Here is a 20216-nt window from a genome sequence, read left to right as displayed (position 1 = left end):
GTTCAGCCGTTGCGGGCCTGGGTTGCTGCGGCCATCACGGCCATCGCAGCCTGCAGCAGTTGCTGCTGGGCATCGGGCGCATCGCAGGCAATGGCATGGCGGGCGGGCATGCTGCGCAGCCAGGTGATCTGGCGCTTGGCCAGCTGGCGCGTGGCGGCAATGCCGCGTTCGCGCAGCGAGTTCATGGAGTACAGGCCGTCCAGCGATTCCCAGGCCTGGCGGTAGCCCACGCAGCGGATGGAGGGCAGGTCCAGGTGCAGGTCGCCGCGCGCGCGCAGCTGTTGCACTTCGTCGATGAAACCGGCGTCCAGCATGGCGTCGAAGCGCTGGGCGATGCGCGCATGCAGCCAGGCGCGGTCCTGCGGCTCCAGCGAGAAGAAACCGCCGGGGCTGATCAGGCCCTGTGCCGCATCCTTGCCCGCCCGCGTATGAAAGCTGGACAGCGGCTTGCCCGACACATGCCAGACCTCCAGCGCGCGCTGTATGCGCTGGCTGTCGGCCGGCGCCAGGCGCGCGGCCGTGGCGGGATCGACCTGGGCCAGCAGCGCATGCATGGCGGGCCAGCCGATCTGCGCGGCCTGGGCGTCCAGCCGCTCGCGCACGGCGGGGTCGGCGGCCGGCATGTCGTCAATGCCATCCTGCAGGGCCTTGAAATACAGCATGGTGCCGCCCACCAGCAGCGGCAGGGCGCCGCGCGCGCGGATCTCGGCCACCAGGCGCTGCGTGTCCTGCACGAATTCGGCCGCGCTGTAGGCCTGCAGCGGGTCGCGGATATCGATCAGGTGATGGGGGCAGGCAGCCAGTTCTTCGGGCGTGGGCTTGGCCGTGCCGATGTCCATGCCGCGATAGACCAGGGCCGAGTCCACGCTGATGATTTCTGCGGCCTGGCCGCGTTCGGCCAGCAGCCTGGCCAGGGCCAGGGCGGCAGCAGTCTTGCCGGAAGCGGTGGGGCCGGCGATGGCCAGGCAGGGGAGCGGGGAAGCGGTGGACATTCGAGAAACGGGAACGCAGGAAAGTGGAATCAGCGGTGGCCATCGACCCGGCCATGGCGGCGCACCAGCCCCCAGGCGACCATGGCCGTGCACACGCCCCAGAACCAGATGCCGAAGGCCATGGGCCGGGTGGACTGGCCGTCCAGGTGCAGGCCCAGCCAGTGTCCCATGGCAAAGGCGATGAGCATCATGGTGAAGCCGTTCAGCGCCGAGGCCGTGCCCGCCGACTGCGGGAAGGGCGCGATGGCATTGCTCTGGCCGCAGGGCATGTGCACGCCATGGGCGATCTGGAAGATATAGAAGGGCAGGGCATAGGCCCAGAGGCTGCGCGCATCGGCCAGCGCCGCAATGCCGATGGCCGTGGCCGACAGCAGGCTGGCCAGCCCGGCGATCTGCACGGCGCGCCGCACATCCATGCGCTGCAGCAGCCAGCGGCACAGGAAGGTGCCCGCGATGTAGCACAGCGCGTTGCTGCCCATCAGCAGGCCGTAGCCCGTGCGGCTCACGCCCAGCACATGGATATAGGTGAAGGAAGATGCGGCCAGGTTGGTGAACAGGGCCGCATAGGTGCAGCAGGTCAGCAACTGGTAGGACTGGAATCCCGGGTGGCGCAAGATGGTGATCCAGTTGCGCGCCAGGGCCAGCGGCTGCAGCGCCGTGGGATTGGTGCGGGCCAGTGTCTCCGTGAAGCGCAGGGCCACCAGCAGCAGGGCCAGCGCGCCCATCACGGCCTGGGCCAGCATGGTCGAGCGCCAGCCCAGCGAATCCACCAGCAGGCTGCCGCTGACGGGGCTCAGGAAGGCGATCACGCCCAGCCCGGTCAGCGCCTTGGACATGACCTGGGCGCCCAGGTGCGGTGCGAACAGATCGCGCACCATGGCGCGTGCACACATCACGCCGGCGCCCAGCGATGCCCCCTGCAGCGCGCGCCAGGCGATCAGCGACTCCATGGTCTCGGCACTGGCGCTGCTCAGCGCGGCCAGCACGTAGATGGACATGCCCGCCAGCAGGATGGGCCGGCGCCCGAAGCGGTCGGACAGCGGCCCCCAGGCCAGTTGCGAGCAGCCGAAGGCCAGCAGGAACGCCGTCAGCGTGAGCTGCACCTGGGACACCTGGGTGGAGAAGGCCGCCTGTATCGACGGCAGGGCCGGCAGGTACAGGTCGGTGGCCAGCGGCTGCAGTCCCAGCAGCAGGCCGAGCAAGACGACGACCAGGACGGGGGACATGGCCGGCTGCGCTTGCGCGGCGGCGGGAGACAGGGGCGCTGACATAGGCGACCGAGGGTAGCAGAGAACAAGGGGTGCCGCTGTCCATGTTCGGGCGGTGCATATCCATCTGCGGATTGCGCAGTTGGGAACCGGCCGGGCCCTGCCTACATTGCACTGCAGAGGAATCAACCCGATCAACGCAACTGTGAACAAAGGACCGCAATGGCAACGCTGACCGCTTTCTCCTCCCTTCCCGCCGCGCTGCGCCAGGGGGCGTGCACCCTGCTGTGGGGCGTGGCCCTGGTCGGTGGTGCGGCCCATGCCAATGCGCCTGTGCCCGAAGGCCCGCTGGTCAGCACCGAATGGTTGGCGGCCAACCTCAACCGCGCCGATGTGCGCATCGTCGAGGTCAGCGTCAACCCCGGCCTGTACGAACGCTCCCATGTACCTGGCGCCGTCAACTTCTCTTGGCACAACGACCTCAATGACAAGGTGCGCCGCGACATCGTGGGCAAGGAGCAGTTCGAGAAGCTGCTGTCCCAGGCCGGCGTGAAGGAAGGCAACACGGTCGTGCTGTACGGCGATACCAACAACTGGTTCGCAGCCTGGGGGCCTGGGTCTTCGACATCTATGGCGTGCAGAACGTCAAGCTGCTGGACGGCGGCCGCAAGAAGTGGGAGGCCGAGAACCGCCCCCTCAACAACCGCGCCCCGGAATATGCGGCCACCACCTACCGCGTGGGCAAGGTCAACACCGCGCTGCGCGCGCGCCTGACCGATGCGCTGGCCTCGGCCGAAGGGCGCAGCGACGCCAAGCTCGTCGACATCCGCTCGGCCGACGAATACCAGGGCAAGGTCTTCGCCCCGGCCGGCGTGCCGGAGCTGGCCATCCGCGCCGGCCACATCCCCGGCGCCGTCAACGTGCCCTGGGGGCAGGCCGTGCGCGAGGACGGCAGCTTCAAGTCCGCCGAAGAGCTCAAGAAGCTCTACGCGGGCGTGGGCATCGACGGCAGCAAGCCCGTCATCACCTACTGCCGCATCGGCGAGCGCTCCAGCCACACCTGGTTTGCGCTGTCCAAGATCCTGGGCTACCAGGTGCGCAACTACGACGGCTCGTGGACCGAGTACGGCAACTCCGTGGGTGTGCCCATCAACAACCCGGCCGGCACGATCTGGGCCGCGAAATGAACCTGCAGTCGATCAACCTGTCTTGAAGGCGGGGGCCGGGCGAGGGGTGTCGGTGCTCTTGGTTCGACGGATCAGGGGTGGTGACGAGTGGCTTTGGCAAAAGCTCGGCTCCTTTGGGGCCCGCAGACTGCGGGCCCCTTTTTTTATGCGTGGGATGGCAACAAAGGGGGCAGGAATGACAAGCGTGACCGGTGAGCACACGCAGAACGTGAATGGCAGGCACAGGGCAAGGGACTGGACCAGATGGCTGCCCTTGGCCGCCGTGCTGGCCGCAGCCTGGCCTGTGGCGGCGCAGCTGCAGCTGCAAGGCGGCGGGCGCACCCTGGTCTTTGCGCTGGCGCTGGGCCTGCTGCTGGGGCTGGTGCTGCAGCGCTCGCGCTTTTGCTTTTACTGCCATGCGCGCGACTGGTTCGAGTTCGGCGACCCGCGCGGCGTGCTCTCCATCCTGCTGGCGCTGGCCGTGGGATCGGCGGGCATGACCGTGGTGCTGGGCAGCTGGGTGGCCGTGCCCCAGCCGGGCCAGTTGCCGCCCGACATGCACATAGGTCCCGTGAGCTGGGTGCTGGTGCTGGCGGGCCTGGCCTTTGGCGCGGGCATGTCCGTCTCGGGCTCGTGCATCAGCGCCCACTGGTACCGGCTGGGCGAGGGATCGACCGTGGCGCCGTTTGCCCTGGTCGGCACGGGCCTGGGCTTCGTGCTGGGGTTTCGCAGCTGGAACCCGCTGTACAGCCTGGCCATTGCCGATGCGCCCGTCATCTGGCTGCCGGCCCATCTGGGCTATGGCGGCGCGCTGGCGCTGCAACTGGCCGTGCTGGGCCTGCTGGCGGCCTGGGTCTGGCGCATTCATGGGCGCTCGGGCCGCGCACAGCCCCGGCCTGCGGCAGTACCGGCGCAGCCACCGGGCCTGCGCCAGCTGTGGCTGTCACTGTGGCAAGGCCGCTGGAACGCCGCGCTGGGCGGCCTGGCCGTGGGCCTGATCGCGGCCGCCGCCATCGTGCGCATGCGGCCGCTGGGCGTGACCACCACGCTGGGCAGCACCGTGCGCGGCTGGGCCCAGGCCGGCGGCTGGGTGCCCGAGCGCCTGCATGGCCTGGATACCCTGGGCGGATGCGCCACCGCCGTACTCAACAGCCTGCTCACCCCCCATGCCGTGCTGCTGCTGGGCCTGGTGGCCGGTGCCTGGGGCGCTGCCGTGGCCAGCCGCCAGTGGACGCCGCGCCGCCCCACCTGGCGCGATGCGGCACGCGGCCTGGCCGGTGGCGCCTTGCTGGGCTGGGGCGCCATGACGGGGCTGGGCTGCACCATCGGCACGCTGCTGTCGGGCAGCATGGCGGGTGCGCTGTCGGGCTGGGTCTTTGGCGCGGCCGTGTTCACGGCGCTGTGGGCGGGTTTCGTGCTGCGGCGCTGGCAGGCCAGCCGGGACTGAGGGCCTTCAGCCGGCAGCCACACCCAGCAGCAGATCCGCGATCTCCTCCGGATACCGCTGCCGGCTTCCGTCGATGAGCACGCAGCCGGGCGCCTCGGGGTCGGGCCTGGCCAGGGGCATGCCGTGGTCGATGAGGGCCTGGGCGCAGCCCAGCCAGTCGCCGCCGCCGGGTTCCGTGGATTCGGGCCGGTTCAGCGATGCCCAGCACAGGGTGCCTGCGCAGTTGTCGCCATAGGCGTGGCGTTCGGTCCACTGTGCGCCGTGCTCCAGCAGGAAGCGCGCCATGGCGGCATCGCCACGGAACACGGCCTGGTTCAGTGCGGATGCATCCCAGTCGCCGCCGCGCGCGGCGATGGGCCAGCCCAGTTCCACCATGCAGCGCACGGCGTCCATGCAGCCCAGGGCCGCCAGTTCGGGCAGCATGCGCAGTTGTTCGGGCGCCAGGCCCTGGAGCAGCCCGGGGTGGGCTGCGGCAAGACGGCGGGCCTGTGCTGCGTCGCCCACGGCGCAGGCGGCCAGGAGTTGCTCCTGCGGCGTGGTGGGCTCGCTGCCCGCCGCCTGTTCCAGCAGGGCGGCCACGTCGGCCAGGCCAAAGCGCCGCGCCAGTGCAGCGGCACTCAGGCCCTGCGGCGTGCGGACCGACGGATCGGCGCCGGCATCCAGCAGCGCCTGCACATGGGCGGGCGAGCGGCGCCGGCGGATGGCCCACTGCAGCGGGCGGCCCCATTCGCCCTGGCCGTTGTCCTCGTTCGGATCGGCGCCGTGGTCCAGCAGCAGGCGCAGGGCCTGCACATCGTCCAGGTCCAGCACGCGGAACAGGGCATTGCTGCCGTCCGCGCGTGCGCCGGCTTGCAGCAGCAGCCGCGTGCATTCGCGGCTGGCGGGTGTGCCTTCCAGCGAGTGGTAGAGCGATTCGCCGTCGTTGGGGTCGGCACCGGCCTGCAGCAGCATCTGCGTCAGTTGCGCATCATGGTTCTGGCCTGCTGCGCCATAGAGGGCCGACAGCCGCTCGGTATCTGAGGGGGCCTGCAGCGAGGCGGGTGGCCAGCGGTTGCCTATGGTCTGCAGCGGGTCGGCGCCCGCGTCCAGCAGCCAGCGCGCGCATGCGTGCAGGTGCTCGGTGAATTCGGGCAGGCGCAGCAGGCAGGAATGGGTGACGGCCATCAGCGGCGGCAGCGCCAGCGGCCCGCCTGCACGGCGCAGCCAGCCGGGGTCGTAGCGCTCGACCTCGCGCAGCACGGCCAGATTGCCGGTGGCGCAGGCCACCCAGGGATCACTGCCATCACTGCCCGCAAGTTCCGGCCGCTCGTCCAGCAGGCGCCGGGCCAGCGCGGGCTGCGCGCGGTGCGTGCCGCCCGCCACATCGCCGGCATAGACCAGGGCCAGCCAGTGCAGCCGGGACTTCTCTGAGTCCGCCGCCAGGCGCTGGCATGCCTCGACGTAGCCTGACAGCTCGCTCCATGAAGCGAAACCGTGCTCGCGCGCCACGCAGGACTGGGCGTCGTGCAGCCGCAGGTCCTTGGCGGCGAGCGCCTCATCGGCAAGGCCTTTGGCCGCTGGCAGGTGGGAGCGCATGGACTCCATGGCCTGGGCCGAGCCTGCGCGATAGGCGGCCAGCAGTTGCTTGGCCTGTTTCTTGAGATGGCCCATGTCGGGCCGGGCGGGGATGCGTTTCACAGGGATACCTCCGTGCAAGGGGCCTGTTCACACGGATCCAGGGTCGCGAAGCTGTATGCCAGCTTGCCAATCAAGGCGTGCGACGCCGTGCGTGTGCCCACACGCACAAGGAGCGCAACGATGAGTGGCGAGCTGGCATGCAGCTTCCCTACGGGTTGCCCAGCTCCAGGGCCGTCTGCGGCGTTGCCCGCACTTGCAAGGCATGAGCCTTGCGGCGCGCGGGCGCCTTGCATACGACCCTGGAGCTGGGCAACGCGATCCCTGGATCCGTGTGAACAGGCCCCTGAGGCCAACGACCCGCAATCTGGCAGCACAAAGGCTGTGGCAAGAAAGAACGCGCCGCAGGGGCGCATACAGGTGGGTTCAACCCTTCCCGCGGGTCCGGGTGCGGCCTGTACCGCAGGCGCGGATGTTAGCGCAATACCTGATGTACAGCAGTTGGCGCTGTGGGCGCCTGTGCGAGCAGGCGCAGCCCGAACAGCTCGTCCAGCGCCTGCCGGTATTGCTCCATGGCGCGCGACTGGGTGTTGTGGTGGTTGCCGCCTTCGATGAGCACGAAGCGCTTGGGCTCGCTGGCCGCGTCGAAAAGCTGGCGGCCCAGCGTGGCGGGGATCAGCGGGTCGGCGCTGCCGTGCACGACCAGCAGCGGCGAGCCTATGCCGGCCACCTTGTCGATGGAGGCAAAGCGCTGCGTGATCAGCGGCCCCACGGGCAGCCAGCCCCAGCGGAAGCTGCGGACCACGTCGGGAATGCTGGTGAAGGTCGCCTCGACCATGACGCCTGCCTCATCCTGGACGCTGCGCGCCAGGTCGATGGCGATGGCGCCGCCCAGTGAATGGCCGAAGATGAATCGCGGCCGGTCCGGAGCGTGCCGGCCCAGCCAGTCCCAGCCTGCGCGTGCGTCCTCGGCGGCCGATTCCTCGGACGGCAGGCCGGCGCTGCTCTTGCCAAAGCCCCGGTAGTCGATGGCCAGCACCGAAAAGCCCAGTTCGTGCAGCCGCCGGATGCGCGGCGAGGAGCCGGCAACGTTCCAGCGCGCGCCATGCAGGTACAGCAGCACGGGGGCGTTGCCGGCCGTGGCCGGCTGGGGCAGCCACAGCGCATGCAGGCGGGCGCCGTCCTGCGCTGGCATATCGATCCAGACATCTTCCATGCCGGCCGTGTTGGCGCCGGGCCAGCTGCGGTCGCTGGGCTGGAAGATCCATTCGCGCTGCTTGGTGTCCAGCACGGAGCAGCCGCTGGCCGCCAGCAGCGCGGCCACGCCCAGCGCCGCCGTGATCCGGTGCAGGCGCCTTCGGGGCCACAGAAAGGGAAGCATTGAGGGCATGACGCAACAATGGATGCACGGGCCGGCCAAAAGTTCAGCGCCGCTGCCCTGCGGGCCGGCGCTGTCATGGATTGGCGCTATTCTTGCCGCTGGTTCGCGGGCCGACAAGGCGATGCGGACCTCTCTCCACTGTTGATGAGTGAACCTGTATGCCGATACGCCTGGGCCTGGCCGCCAACCGAATCCACCACCAAACCGAGGATGCCGCACTGTTCGGCTGGCTGCGCGCCTGCGAGTCCGGCATCCGCGAGCTGCAGCTGGGCCTGCATGCCGTGGGCCGTACCTTCGACGCCATCCAGGCCGCCGGCATGCTGGCGTCCTACCGGGGCCTGCGCCGCTATCCCTATGGCCGCGAAGGCGGGCTGATGAAGCTGGTGGCCGAGGTGGTGGGCGTGGAAGGCGACGAGCGCACGATTGACGGCGCCATTTATCTGACCGACCCGGTCGATCCGTCCTCCATCTTCCCCGAGGCCGTGGCGCTCAAGCGCCAATGCGTGATCCACGGCAAGCCCTTCCTGTCCACCGTGGCCTCGGCGCGCGACTGGATCGAGATGGAGCGCATCCATGCCGGCCTTCCCAGGGATGCCGGCGCGCAGCGCTTCCATGACTATGCGCAGCAGACGCTGGCGCTGATCGCCCACGATGCGCTCAAGCCCACCATGCTGGATTTCGCGGCGCGCAACTTCGAGCTGCTGTCGCGCTTTGGCCGGCGCGTGGGCACGGGAACCACGGGCCAGCGGCTCAACGAAATGGCCTGGAGCCGTGGCTGGCCCGAGGACCGGCCCTGGGTGGACCGCTACAACAGCGGCCCGCTGGGCGGCGATGCGCAGATCGCCGACCTGGTGCTGGACCGCCGCTGCCAGCGCGTGATCTTCTTCGAGGACCCGCATGTGGCGCGCCAGCACGAGGCCGACATCCAGCTGCTGGAGCGCGCCGTGACCACGGTGACGCACGACACGGTCTGCACCACTTCTCCGGCCGTGGCGCAGCGCTGGTGCGATGCGGCCTTGATGCGCCGCTGAAACCTTCGTCACGCAGACGACAGCCCGCCGGCCTGCGGGCGGGCGAACACCCGTGACCGGCCGAGGGCTTTCTGCAAGACTGGCCGTTTCCAAAACCAAGGAGACAGCGATGGTCAGTCAGCTCTTTCGGCGTTCCCGGCATGCCATGGCCTTGCTGGCGCTGCTGCCCGGCTGGGCTGCAGCCCAGGCCCCGGCAGCACCTGCGCTGCCGCCGCCCGACAGCGTGCGCCTGGAGCAACTGGGGCTGATGCAGGGCTTTCCTCCGGCCGCAGACAAGCGTGTGGACGTGTCCAACGGCTACCGCTATCCGCAACTGCGCTGGGTGGTGCAGCACCTGCGCGAAATCCAGCCCACGCAGAACATCCGGCGCGGCGCGGCGGCGCCCTCGGCCCTGCCCGAAGCGCCCATGGCCCTGGGCAGCCTGCGCTTTGACGACGACAAGGGCCAGCCCGTCACCGTGGACCAATGGCTGGACCGCACCTATACCGACGCCATTGTGGTGCTGCACAAGGGACGGGTGGTCTTCGAGCGCTACCAGAACCAGATGCAAGCCAGCTCGCCGCACCTGCTGTTCTCGGTCACCAAGTCGTTCACCGGCCTGATGGCCGCGCAACTGGCCCACGAAGGGCGCATCGACCCCCAGGCGCTGGTGACGAAGTACGTGCCTGAGCTGGAAGGCTCGGCCTGGGGCGACATGACGGTGCGCCAGGTCATGGACATGACGGGCGCCGTGCGCTTTCGCGAGGACTACACCGACCCCAAGACCGAGATCTTCGGCTACTCCTGGGCCTCGGGCATGCTGCCGCGTCCGCCCGGCTACGCGGGGCCGACCAATGTGTACGACTTCCTCAAGACGCTGCCCAAGGAAGGCACGCATGGCGAGGGCTTTGTCTACCGCACCGTGCATTCCGAGGTGCTGGGCTGGATCGTCTCGCGCGTCACGGGCCGGCGCTGGAGCGATCTCATGAGCGAGAACATCTGGCAGAAGCTGGGCATGCAGGAAGACGCCTATGTGATGGTGGACAGCACCGGCACGCCGCTGCAGGGCGCGGGCCTGAACGCCACGGCGCGTGACCTGGCGCGCGTGGGCGAGATGCTGCGCCTGGGCGGCAGCTTCAACGGCCACAAGATCTTCGACAAGGCGGTGCTGGACGACATTGCGCGCGGCGGCGACCGCGAGCAGTTCAAGTTCCGCGGCATCCAGGCCGCGCGGCCCGGCTACAGCTACCGCAACCAGTGGTGGGTGCTGCACAACGCCGATGGCGCCTACGAGGCCGCCGGCATACACGGCCAGTTCATCCACGTGAACCCGGCCGCGCAGATGGTGGTGGTCAAGCTGTCATCGCACCCGGTGGCGGGCGCGGCCTTCACGCATGCGCTGACGCTCAAGGCCTGGGCGGCGCTGGCCGATGCGGTGCGCGACAGGTAAGGCGCGCGAATCCATCTCTTTCCATGAAAAAAGCCCATGCAGCAGGCTGCATGGGCTTTCGTCAGGGATGGGGAGCGTTGATGCTCAGATCACGCCCTGGGCCAGCATGGCGTCGGCCACCTTGACGAAACCGGCGATGTTGGCGCCGTCGATGTAGCTGACCGTGCCGTCCTCGCGCTTGCCGTACTTCAGGCAGGCGGCGTGGATGCCTTGCATGATCTGCAGCAGGCGGGCATCGACTTCCTCGGCGGGCCAGGACAGGCGGGCCGCGTTCTGGCTCATCTCCAGGCCCGAGGTGGCCACGCCACCGGCGTTGCTGGCCTTGCCCGGTGCGTACAGCACGCCGGCCTTCTCGAAGGCCTTGGCGGCTTCGATGGTCGAGGGCATGTTGGCGCCTTCGGCCACGCAGACCACGCCGTTGGCGATCAGCACCTTGGCGTCTTCCTCGGTCAGTTCGTTCTGCGTGGCGCAGGGCAGGGCCACGTCCACCTTCAGGTGCCACGGCGTCTTGCCGCGCAGGAACTCGGCGCCCACCAGCTTGGCGTACTCGTCCACGCGGCCGTAGCGGTGGTTCTTCACGTCCATCAGGATGGCCAGCTTCTCGGTGGTGAAGCCGTCCTGGTCATACACGGTGCCCGAGGAGTCGGAGACCGACACCACCTTGGCGCCCAGCTGCAGGGCCTTCTCCACGGCGTACTGGGCCACGTTGCCCGAACCCGAGACCGAGACGGTCTTGCCTGCGAAGGACTGGCCGCGCGTGGCCAGCATTTCCTGGGCGAAGTAGACGGTGCCGTAGCCGGTGGCTTCGGGGCGGATCAGCGAGCCGCCGAAGGACAGGCCCTTGCCCGTGAACACGCTGGCGGCGCTGTTGGACAGCTTCTTGTACATGCCGGCCATGAAGCCCACTTCGCGGCCGCCCACGCCGATGTCGCCTGCCGGCACGTCGGTGTCCGGGCCCACGTGGCGGAACAGCTCGGTGACGAAGGCCTGGCAAAAGCGCATGACTTCAGCGGGGCTCTTGCCCTTGGGATCGAAGTCCGAGCCGCCCTTGCCGCCGCCCATGGGCAGCGTGGTCAGCGCGTTCTTGAAGGTCTGCTCGAAGGCCAGGAACTTGAGCACGGACAGCGTGACCGAGGGGTGGAAACGCAGGCCGCCCTTGTAGGGGCCGATGGCCATGCTGTGCTGGATGCGGAAGCCGCGGTTGACCTGCACATGGCCCTTGTCGTCGGTCCAGCTCACGCGGAACATGACCACGCGCTCGGGCTCGACCAGACGCTCCAGCAGGCCGAGTTCGGCGTACTTGGGGTTCTTCTCGATGAAGGGCCAGAGGCTTTCCATCACTTCGGTGACGGCTTGCAGGAATTCGGGCTGGCCGGGGTTGCGTTGCGCCACTTCTTCAAGGAATTGGCCGACGGACTCGTACTTCATGGAAAAACCTCTGACTAAAAAACGGCTGCGGGAAGGGGTGAGTGCAAACCAAAATTATGCCAAAAAGTTATGCCGTCATGCATCGTTTTGGTGAACGGTGCCCGTGCTTGGTGCCTGAATGCCGTTTTTCGGTGCATTTCCAGAGAGGTGCCGACGGTATTTGGTGCATGGGCAGGGCCTGCGTGCCGCAGTGAGCGGGCAGGCTGCGGCCTGGATTAGCCGTATCCGGTGGCGTGCATGGCCATGGCGAATGGGAATGGCTGGCGCCATGCCAGCTGACATGAAGAGTGGCTAGGAAGGCCTTGCAGCCGGATGGGGCTTGGGCCCGCCCGGCCATCCCATCGGCGGCCTTTCAGCTGCGCTGCAGCTGGGGATGGCGCGCGAACAGGTCGGCGGCCCAGTCCACGAAGGCCCGCACCTTGGCGCTGAGGTGGCGGTTGGGCGGATAGACCACGTGAATGGGCAGCGGCGGCTGGGTCCATTCCGGCAGCACCTCGACCAGTTCGCCGCTGTCGATCAGCGGCTGGGCAAAGGCCGTGACCAGCTGCGCGATGCCAAAGCCCGCCAGCACGGCGGCCGTGTAGGCATTGCTGTCGTTGGCCGCGATGCGGTAGTTGCCCGCCACCTCGATGGATTCATCGCCCCGCTGGAATTCCAGCGGGTACATGCGCCGCGTATGGCCCGCGAAGAAGGCGACGATCTGGTGCTTCGTATCCAGCTCGGAAGGGTGCTGGGGCACGCCGTGGCGTGCCAGGTAGGCGGGCGAGGCCACGGTGACCCAGTTCATGGAGCCGATGCGCCGCGCCACCAGGGATTGGTCGCTGAGCTCGCCCCCGCGGATCACGCAGTCCACGTTGTCGCTGATCAGGTCCACCAGGCGGTCGCCCACGCCCAGGTCAATCTGTATGTCGGGGTAGCGTTCGCAGAATTCGGTCAGCGCCGGAATGATGATCAGCCGGGCCATGGAGCTGCCCACGTCCAGCCGCAGCCGCCCGCTGGGCGCGGTCTGGGTGTTGACCATGCTGGCTTCGAGATCGTCGAAGTCGTTGAGCAGGCGTGCCGCGCGTTCGTAGTAGGCCGCGCCATCGGGCGTGACGGTGACGCGCCGCGTCGTGCGGTTGAGCAGCTTGACGCGCACGCGCGCCTCCAGCGCCTGTATCTGTTTGGTGACCGTGCCCTTGGGCAGGTCGAGCGAATCGGCGGCGCGGGTGAAGTTGCCGGCTTCCACCACGCGAACGAAGACACGCATGGCCTGGATCTGGTCCATGGAAAGTTGCTCCTGCAGCGCCCGGCAAGGGAATGCCGGCTCGGCGGAATTCTCACATGCGCGGTATCGGGCGATTGTTCGTGAAACGGAAACAGAGCGATGGCTGCGTTGCTATTTCAGACATGGCCGGCGCCGCCTATATTCCAACCATCGACCATTGCCGCAGGTTCGCGCCATGTCCACTTCCCCCTCGCTTCCGAACGGCCCCGCCGCCGGGGCGCAGATTGCCGAAACAGAATTCTCCATCGAGCTGCCCGAGCACGGCACCGTGGCTGCGCGCGCCTATGGCCAGCGCAGGCCCGGCACGGTCTCGCCGCTGGTGCTGCATTTCCATGGCGGCACCTTTGTCTGCGGCACGCTGGACAACGGGCGCTACATCGGCCGGCTGCTGGCCGAGGCGGGCGCCGTCGTGGTGTCGCTGGCCTACCCGCTGGCGCCCGAGCATCCGTTTCCCCAGCCCATCGAGGTGGGCTACGCCGTGCTGCAGTGGCTGTACAAGCACCGCGTGAAGATGGCGGGCAAGGGCGCACCGCTGTTCCTCGCGGGTGAAGAAGCCGGCGGCAACCTGGCCGCTGCAGTGGCCGTGATCTCGCGCGACCGGGGCCATCCGCCGCTGGCGGGCCAGATCCTGGTGTCGCCCATGCTCGATCCCTGCACCGGCACCGCCTCGCAGCGCGAGGCCACGCCCGAGGCCGGCGAATGCCGTTGGGCCACGGGCTGGCGCGAGTACCTGAGCTGCCCCAAGGACGCCATGCATCCCTATGCCGTGCCCGGCAGCTCGCTGCGCCTGGCCCAGCTGCCGCCGGCCCTGGTGCTGGTGGGCGGTGACGACCCGCTGCGCGACGAGGCCCAGGCCTATGCGGGCCGCCTGCGCGCGGCCGGGGTGACAGCCAGCAGCCATGTGCTGCCCAGCGCGTCGAACTGGCCGCAGGCCCTGTCCGAGGCCGAGGCCTGTACGGCCTGCAGCGCCGCCGTGTTCCAGCATGTGCATGACTTCTTCGAGGCCACCATGAACAAGCCCGCAGCACCGGGCTAGGCCCCGCGCCGCCGCAGCCGGCGACACCTGCTGCCCCGTTTTCCCCTTCCGCCTTCCCGGCGCGTTCAGGCGCCGGGCGGGCATCGTGTTCCCTGAATTTCGCAAAAAAACACCATGTCCACCGAATCCACCTCATCCTCTTCTTCCGTCTCGGCCCAGCGCAAGGGCTGGAGGCTGCCGGCCGCCGCTGCGGCCATCCTCGCCGTCAGCGCCGGCCTGTTCGGCCTGCATGGCTTCGAGGCCAAGGCCGATGACGCGGCCGCCAGCGCCCAGCCCGCCGCCACGCCCGTGTCGGTGGCCACGGTCGCCGAAAGCGAAGTCACCGCCTGGGACGAGTTCTCGGGCCGCCTTGAAGCCGTGGAGCGCGTGGACATTCGCTCGCGCGTGGCTGGCGCCGTGCAGGCCGTGCACTTTCGCGAGGGCGCGCTGGTCAAGCAGGGCGAACTGCTGATCACCATCGATCCCGCACCGTATGCGGCCGAGGTCGAGCGGGCCGAAGCGCAGGTGGCCTCGGCCCAGGCACGCCAGTCCTATGCACGCAGCGAGCAGGAGCGCGCACGCCGCCTGTGGGACGAGCGGGCGATTGCGCAGCGCGAGCTGGACGAGCGCATCAACGCAGGCAGCGAGGCCGAGGCCAATCTGCGCGCGGCCCAGGCGTCCCTGCAATCGGCGCGGCTGAACCTGGGCTACACCCAGGTGCGCGCCCCCGTGTCGGGCCGCATCGGCAAGCGCGAGATCACCGTGGGCAACCTGGTGGCCGCAGGCCCGGGCGCGCCGGTGCTGACCACGCTGGTCTCGGTCAGCCCCATCTATGCGAGCTTCGATGCCGATGAGCAGGTCATCACGCGTGCACTCAAGGAGCTGGGCGGCAGCGCGGGCAACCGCGCCAAGATCGACAGCATTCCCGTGCAGATGGGCACGGCCACGGCCGGCAGCACGCCCTTCGAGGGCCGGCTGCAGCTGATCGACAACCAGGTCGATGCCCGAAGCGGCACGGTGCGCGTGCGCGCCGCCTTCGACAACAAGGATGGCGCCCTCATGCCCGGCCAGTTTGCCCGCATCCGCATGGGCCAGGCGCGCGACAGCAGCATGCTGCTGGTCAGCGAGCGCGCCATCGGCACGGACCAGAGCAAGAAGTACGTGATGGTGGTGGGCGGCGACAACAAGGCCGTGTACCGCGAGGTGGCCCTGGGCGCCTCGGTCAACGGCCTGCGCAACGTGACCCAGGGCCTGCAGCCCGGCGAGCGCGTGGTCGTCAATGGCCTGCAGCACATCCGCCCCGGCGCCCTGGTCGCGCCCAAGGAGGTGTCCATGGATGCGCGGGCCGATGCCCGCCAGCCGGGCACCCGGCAGGCAGCCGAACAAGTGGCTGACGCAACCAAGTCCTGATCTAGCCGCACACCTTTCCTGCCTCTGAAATGCCGCCTGACCGCAGGCGGCATGGGCCGCGCTTTGCCGTGGCGGAGCCAAACACCATGAACCTATCCAAATTCTTCATTGACCGGCCGATCTTCGCAGGCGTGCTTTCGCTGCTGATGCTGATCGCCGGCCTGATCGCCATGGGCGGGCTGCCGATCTCGGAATACCCCGAGGTCGCGCCGCCGTCCGTGGTGGTGCGCGCCCAGTACCCGGGCGCCAATCCCAAGGTGATCGCCGAGACCGTGGCCACGCCGCTGGAAGAGCAGATCAACGGCGTCGAAGGCATGCTCTACATGGGCAGCCAGGCCACCAGCGACGGCGTGATGACGCTGACCGTCACTTTCCGCCTGGGCACCGACCCCGACAAGGCGCAGCAGATGGTGCAAAACCGCGTCTCGCAGGCCGAGCCGCGCCTGCCGGAAGAGGTGCGCCGCCTGGGCATCACCACGGTCAAGAGCGCACCCGACCTGACCATGGTGGTGCACCTGGTCTCGCCCAACCAGCGCTATGACATCAACTACCTGCGCAACTACGCGGTGCTGAACGTGAAGGACCCGCTGGCGCGCATCGAAGGCGTGGGCCAGATCCAGATCTTCGGCGGCGGCGACTACGCCATGCGCGTGTGGCTGGACCCGCAGAAGGTGGCGCAGCGCGGCCTGTCGGCCAGCGATGTGGTGGCTGCCATCCGCGGCCAGAACGTGCAGGCTGCGGCCGGCGTGGTCGGCGCCTCGCCGGGGCTGCCGGGCGTGGACATGCAACTGTCCATCAACGCCCAGGGCCGCCTGCAAAGCGAGGAGGACTTCGGCGACATCATCGTCAAGAGCGGCTCCGACGGCGCCGTGACCCGCCTGCGCGACATCGGCCGCCTGGAGATGGGCGCGGCCGACTATTCGCTGCGCTCGCTGCTGAACAACGACCCGGCCGTGGGCATGGGCGTGTTCCAGGCGCCGGGCTCCAATGCGCTGGAAATCTCGGCCAACGTGCGCAAGACCATGGAGGCCCTGAACAAGAACATGCCCGAGGGCCTGGAGTACCGCATTGCCTACGACCCCACGCAGTTCGTGCGCGCCTCCATCGAATCGGTGGTGCACACGCTGCTGGAGGCCATCGTGCTCGTGGTGCTGGTGGTGATCCTGTTCCTGCAGACCTGGCGCGCCTCCATCATCCCGCTGCTGGCCGTGCCGGTGTCGGTGATCGGCACCTTTGCCGTGCTGCATCTGCTGGGCTTTTCCATCAACGCGCTGAGCCTGTTCGGCCTGGTGCTGGCCATCGGCATCGTGGTGGATGACGCCATCGTCGTGGTCGAGAACGTGGAGCGCAACATCGAGGCCGGTCTCACGCCGCGCAACGCCACCTACCGCGCCATGCGCGAAGTGTCCGGGCCCATCATCGCCATCGCCCTGGTGCTGGTGGCGGTGTTCGTGCCGCTGGCCTTCATCAGCGGCCTCACGGGCCAGTTCTACAAGCAGTTCGCGGTGACCATCGCCATCTCCACGGTGATCTCGGCCATCAACTCGCTGACCCTGTCGCCCGCGCTGGCGGCCCTGCTGCTGCGCGGCCACGATGCGCCCAAGGACGCGCTGACGCGCGGCATGGACCGGGCCTTCGGCTGGCTGTTCCGCGGCTTCAACCGCATGTTCCACCGGGGCTCCGAGGCCTACAGCGGCGGCGTGGGCCGCGTGATCTCGCGCAAGGCGCTGATGCTGGCCATCTACCTGGCGCTGATCGCCGTGACCTTCGGCCTGTTCAAGGCCGTGCCTTCGGGCTTCGTGCCCGCGCAGGACAAGCAGTACCTGATCGGCTTTGCCCAGTTGCCCGACGGCGCCACGCTGGACCGCACGGACGAGGTGATCCGCCGCATGGGCGAGATCATGAAGGACAACCCCAACGTGGAGGACACCATCGCCTTCCCGGGCCTGTCCATCAACGGCTTCACCAACAGCTCCAACTCGGGCATCGTCTTCGCCACGCTCAAGCCCTTTGACGAGCGCAAGCGCGCCGACCAGAGCGGGGGCGCCGTGGCCGGCCAGCTCAACCAGGCCTTCGCGGGCATCCAGGACGCCTTCATCGTCATGTTCCCGCCGCCACCCGTGGCGGGCCTGGGCACGACGGGCGGCTTCAAGCTGCAGCTGGAAGACCGCGCCTCCCTGGGCTATGACCAGATGGATGCGGCCGTGAAGGCCTTCATGGCCAAGGCCTACCAGACGCCCGAGCTGACCGGCATGTTCACCAGCTGGCAGGTCAACGTGCCCCAGCTGTATGCCGACATCGACCGCACCAAGGCGCGCCAGCTCGGCGTGCCGGTGACGGACATCTTCGACACCATGCAGATCTACCTGGGCAGCCTGTATGCGAACGACTTCAACAAGTTCGGCCGCACCTACAGCGTCCGCGTGCAGGCCGACGCGCCCTACCGCGCGCGTGCCGAGGACGTGGGCATGCTCAAGGTGCGCTCCAGCTCGGGCGAGATGATTCCGCTGTCGGCGCTGATGAAGGTGGACTCCAGCTTCGGCCCCGAGCGCGCCATGCGCTACAACGGCTACCTCACGGCCGACATCAACGGCGGTGCCGCACCGGGTTTCTCTTCGGGCCAGGCACAGGACGCCATCAAGCGCATCGCGGCCGAGACCCTGCCCAAGGGCATCGACTTCGAATGGACCGACCTGACCTACCAGGAAATCCTGGCCGGCAATTCGGCGGTGATCGTGTTCCCGCTGGCCCTGCTGCTGGTCTTCCTGGTGCTGGCCGCGCAGTACGAGAGCCTGACCCTGCCGATTGCCATCATCCTGATCGTTCCCATGGGCCTGCTGGCGGCCATGACCGGCGTGTGGCTGTCGGGTGGCGACAGCAATGTCTTCACGCAGATCGGGCTCATCGTGCTGGTGGGGCTGAGTGCGAAGAACGCCATCCTGATCGTGGAGTTCGCACGGGAGCTGGAGTTCGAGGGGCGCACGCCCATACAGGCTGCCATCGAGGCCAGCCGGCTGCGCCTGCGCCCCATCCTGATGACCTCGCTGGCCTTCGTCATGGGCGTGCTGCCCCTGGTGCTGTCCACGGGCGCGGGCTCGGAAATGCGCCGCGCCATGGGCGTGGCCGTGTTCTCGGGAATGATCGGGGTGACGGCCTTCGGCCTGTTCCTGACGCCCGTGTTCTACGTGCTGATGCGCCGCCTGGCAGGCAACCGGCCGCTCAAGCAGCATGGTCCAGAGATGGAGGAAGAGGCCCCTGCACATGCACCCGCCCACGGACATGCCTCGGGTGGCGGCGCGCTGCCCATGCCCTCTGCTGCGCGTGGCGAGCATGAATGAGCCCACACCACAAGAACAGGAACCGATCATGAAGATCCCATCGCTTTCGAAACTGTCCAGGCGTCTGCTGCCCCTGGTGGCGGCGCTGGCCCTGGCCGGCTGCGCCAGCGTGTCCCAGAGCCTGCCCGAGCTGCCGGCCGCCCCCGCCTTCAAGGAGCAGGGCGCCGCGCCGCAGGCGGGCTGGACCCAGGCCCTGCCCGCTGAAGCCCAGGCACGCGGCCAATGGTGGCTGGCCTTTGCCGACCCGGCGCTGGACGCGCTGGTGGACAAGGCCACGCTGGACAACCAGAGCATCCAGGCCGCGGCCGCACGCCTGGCCGAGGCCCGCGCCCTGGCGCGCAGCGCCAATGCCGAGCGCATGCCCCAACTGGGCCTGGGCGCAGGGGCCACGCGCGGCGCGGGGCTGGACAAGGCCTCGGGCACGCGGCCTGCCACCCTGGTCAATGCGGGACTGAACCTGTCCTATGAGGTCGATCTGTTCGGCCGCATTTCCCAGGCGGCCGACGCATCGAGGCTGGACGCCGAGGGCCGCGAGGCCCTGCTGCAAAGCACGCGGCTGGCCGTGCAGGCCGAGGTCGCGCAGACCTATCTGCAGCTGCGCGCACTGGACGCCGAGCGCGCCCTGATGCGCGAGACCGTGGAGGCCTACCGCGACACGCTGCGCCTGTCGGAGCGAAGGCTGCAGGCCGGCGACATTGCCGAGCTGGACGTGGCGCGCATCCAGGCCGAGCTGTCGGCCACCGAATCGGATGCGCTGGCACTGGACCGCCAGCGCGCCCAGGTCGAGCATGCGCTGGCCGTGCTGGTGGGTGACTCGGCCTCGCGCTTCGGCCTGGGCGAAGGCGCCTGGACCACGGCGCTGCCCTCCATCCCAGCCGGCGTGCCGGCCACGGTGCTGATGCGCCGGCCCGACATCTCGGCCGCGCAGCGCGCCGTGTTCGCCGCCCAGTCGCGCGTGGGCGTGGCCAAGACAGCCTGGTTCCCCAGCATCTCGCTGACCGGCGCGGCCGGCCATGCCTCGCCCGAGGTCGGTGACCTGTTCAAGTGGTCCATGCGCTCCTGGGGCGTGGGCGCCTTGCTGTCGCTGCCGCTGTTCGACGGCGGCCGGCGCGAGGCCGGCGTGCAGGCCGCAGGCGCGCAGCTCGATGCCGCGCTGGCCGCCTACCGCCAGCAGGCGCTGGTGGCCTTCCAGGAGGTGGAGGACCAGCTGTCATCCATCCGCATCCTGCAGGAGCAGTCCACCGTGCAGGGCCAGGCGGTGGTGGCCGCCAAGCGTGCCACCAGCCTTTCGGACACGCGCTACCGCAATGGCTACGTCAGCCAGCTGGACCTGCTGGATGCCCGCCGCAGCGAACTGCGCAACCGCCGCCAGGCGCTGCAGGTGAAGTCCGCGCAGTACCAGGCCGCCGTGGGCCTGATCCGCGCGCTGGGCGGGGGCTGGGATGTGCCGGCTGACGTGCCGGTGGCCCAGGCCACGTTGCGCTGAGGCA

13 protein-coding genes and 1 pseudogene are annotated in these 20216 nt (G+C 69.0%); 8 read left to right on the top strand and 6 right to left on the bottom strand.

Annotation, left to right across the window (positions count from 1 at the left end):
- Nucleotides 1–2: 2 nt before the first annotated feature.
- Together miaA and CLV01_RS24295 are read right to left on the bottom strand one after the other, a co-directional pair.
- Nucleotides 3–992 carry a tRNA (adenosine(37)-N6)-dimethylallyltransferase MiaA gene (gene miaA, locus CLV01_RS24300; protein ID WP_099733011.1) on the bottom strand — a complete coding sequence of 330 codons (990 nt, stop codon included), beginning with the start codon at nt 990–992 and terminating at the stop codon, nt 3–5.
- Between the two features lie 29 nt (nt 993–1021).
- A complete protein-coding gene (locus CLV01_RS24295) occupies nt 1022–2218 on the bottom strand; it encodes a multidrug effflux MFS transporter (RefSeq protein WP_099735065.1) in 1197 nt (398 codons plus the stop codon).
- A 204-nt stretch (nt 2219–2422) separates the two neighbouring features.
- Between CLV01_RS24295 and CLV01_RS24290 the strand changes: the two are divergent.
- Both CLV01_RS24290 and CLV01_RS24285 read left to right on the top strand, forming a co-directional pair.
- Nucleotides 2423–3387 (top strand): annotated as a pseudogene (locus tag CLV01_RS24290) (sulfurtransferase).
- A 175-nt stretch (nt 3388–3562) separates the two neighbouring features.
- The gene (locus CLV01_RS24285; RefSeq protein ID WP_099733013.1) at nt 3563–4813 is read left to right on the top strand and encodes a YeeE/YedE family protein; all 1251 of its coding nucleotides are present in this window, start codon (nt 3563–3565) and stop codon (nt 4811–4813) included.
- A 6-nt stretch (nt 4814–4819) separates the two neighbouring features.
- On the opposite strand, the gene CLV01_RS24280 is transcribed toward CLV01_RS24285, so the two are convergent.
- Nucleotides 4820–6490 carry an ankyrin repeat domain-containing protein gene (locus CLV01_RS24280; protein ID WP_099733014.1) on the bottom strand — a complete coding sequence of 557 codons (1671 nt, stop codon included), beginning with the start codon at nt 6488–6490 and terminating at the stop codon, nt 4820–4822.
- A gap of 412 nt (nt 6491–6902) precedes the next feature.
- Nucleotides 6903–7817, bottom strand: a complete 915-nt coding sequence (locus tag CLV01_RS24275) for an alpha/beta hydrolase (protein ID WP_099733015.1) — start codon at nt 7815–7817, stop codon at nt 6903–6905.
- Nucleotides 7818–7966: 149 nt separating this feature from the next.
- Here CLV01_RS24275 and CLV01_RS24270 point away from each other — a divergent pair, with 149 nt between their 5' ends.
- Nucleotides 7967–8839, top strand: a complete 873-nt coding sequence (locus tag CLV01_RS24270; RefSeq protein WP_012206945.1) for a methylglyoxal synthase — start codon at nt 7967–7969, stop codon at nt 8837–8839.
- Nucleotides 8840–8948: 109 nt separating this feature from the next.
- Nucleotides 8949–10268, top strand: a complete 1320-nt coding sequence (locus CLV01_RS24265) for a serine hydrolase domain-containing protein (protein WP_099733016.1) — start codon at nt 8949–8951, stop codon at nt 10266–10268.
- 84 nt (nt 10269–10352) lie between these two features.
- Here the strand turns inward: CLV01_RS24265 and gdhA are convergent, their stop codons facing one another.
- Complete coding sequence (gdhA, locus tag CLV01_RS24260) at nt 10353–11696, bottom strand: NADP-specific glutamate dehydrogenase (RefSeq protein ID WP_013801081.1); 1344 nt, start codon at nt 11694–11696, stop codon at nt 10353–10355.
- Nucleotides 11697–12048: 352 nt separating this feature from the next.
- Nucleotides 12049–12963 carry a LysR family transcriptional regulator gene (locus CLV01_RS24255; RefSeq protein WP_043819201.1) on the bottom strand — a complete coding sequence of 305 codons (915 nt, stop codon included), beginning with the start codon at nt 12961–12963 and terminating at the stop codon, nt 12049–12051.
- A gap of 175 nt (nt 12964–13138) precedes the next feature.
- On the opposite strand from CLV01_RS24255, the gene CLV01_RS24250 reads away from it, so the two are divergent.
- The 4 genes from CLV01_RS24250 to CLV01_RS24235 all read left to right on the top strand — a co-directional run bounded on the left by CLV01_RS24250 (nt 13139) and on the right by CLV01_RS24235 (nt 20212).
- Nucleotides 13139–13999 carry an alpha/beta hydrolase gene (locus CLV01_RS24250; protein WP_099733017.1) on the top strand — a complete coding sequence of 287 codons (861 nt, stop codon included), beginning with the start codon at nt 13139–13141 and terminating at the stop codon, nt 13997–13999.
- Nucleotides 14000–14113: 114 nt separating this feature from the next.
- Nucleotides 14114–15388 (top strand): efflux RND transporter periplasmic adaptor subunit, encoded by a 1275-nt coding sequence (locus CLV01_RS24245; RefSeq protein WP_099733018.1) that lies wholly within the window; start codon nt 14114–14116, stop codon nt 15386–15388.
- 86 nt (nt 15389–15474) lie between these two features.
- Nucleotides 15475–18726: an efflux RND transporter permease subunit gene (locus CLV01_RS24240; RefSeq protein ID WP_013801083.1), complete on the top strand. Its 3252-nt coding sequence runs from the start codon at nt 15475–15477 to the stop codon at nt 18724–18726.
- Nucleotides 18727–18754: 28 nt separating this feature from the next.
- Nucleotides 18755–20212: an efflux transporter outer membrane subunit gene (locus tag CLV01_RS24235; protein WP_099733019.1), complete on the top strand. Its 1458-nt coding sequence runs from the start codon at nt 18755–18757 to the stop codon at nt 20210–20212.
- Nucleotides 20213–20216 lie beyond the last annotated feature (4 nt).

This window comes from Delftia sp. 60 (assembly GCF_002754395.1).
Lineage (GTDB): Bacteria > Pseudomonadota > Gammaproteobacteria > Burkholderiales > Burkholderiaceae_C > Comamonas > Comamonas acidovorans.
The sequence above is the reverse complement of the archived record's forward strand: the minus strand, read 5'-3'. Positions and strand labels throughout refer to the sequence as shown.

What these genes read in the sequence shown, in the direction of transcription:
- CLV01_RS24235 (WP_099733019.1), top strand. Translation starts at nt 18,755, where the DNA reads ATGAAGATCCCATCGCTTTCGAAACTGTCCAGGCGTCTGCTGCCCCTG.
- CLV01_RS24245 (WP_099733018.1), top strand. Translation starts at nt 14,114, where the DNA reads ATGTCCACCGAATCCACCTCATCCTCTTCTTCCGTCTCGGCCCAGCGC.
- gdhA (WP_013801081.1), bottom strand. Translation starts at nt 11,696, where the DNA reads ATGAAGTACGAGTCCGTCGGCCAATTCCTTGAAGAAGTGGCGCAACGC.
- CLV01_RS24275 (WP_099733015.1), bottom strand. Translation starts at nt 7,817, where the DNA reads ATGCCCTCAATGCTTCCCTTTCTGTGGCCCCGAAGGCGCCTGCACCGG.
- CLV01_RS24270 (WP_012206945.1), top strand. Translation starts at nt 7,967, where the DNA reads ATGCCGATACGCCTGGGCCTGGCCGCCAACCGAATCCACCACCAAACC.
- CLV01_RS24295 (WP_099735065.1), bottom strand. Translation starts at nt 2,218, where the DNA reads ATGTCCCCCGTCCTGGTCGTCGTCTTGCTCGGCCTGCTGCTGGGACTG.
- CLV01_RS24255 (WP_043819201.1), bottom strand. Translation starts at nt 12,963, where the DNA reads ATGGACCAGATCCAGGCCATGCGTGTCTTCGTTCGCGTGGTGGAAGCC.
- CLV01_RS24240 (WP_013801083.1), top strand. Translation starts at nt 15,475, where the DNA reads ATGAACCTATCCAAATTCTTCATTGACCGGCCGATCTTCGCAGGCGTG.
- miaA (WP_099733011.1), bottom strand. Translation starts at nt 992, where the DNA reads ATGTCCACCGCTTCCCCGCTCCCCTGCCTGGCCATCGCCGGCCCCACC.
- CLV01_RS24250 (WP_099733017.1), top strand. Translation starts at nt 13,139, where the DNA reads ATGTCCACTTCCCCCTCGCTTCCGAACGGCCCCGCCGCCGGGGCGCAG.
- CLV01_RS24265 (WP_099733016.1), top strand. Translation starts at nt 8,949, where the DNA reads ATGGTCAGTCAGCTCTTTCGGCGTTCCCGGCATGCCATGGCCTTGCTG.
- CLV01_RS24285 (WP_099733013.1), top strand. Translation starts at nt 3,563, where the DNA reads ATGACAAGCGTGACCGGTGAGCACACGCAGAACGTGAATGGCAGGCAC.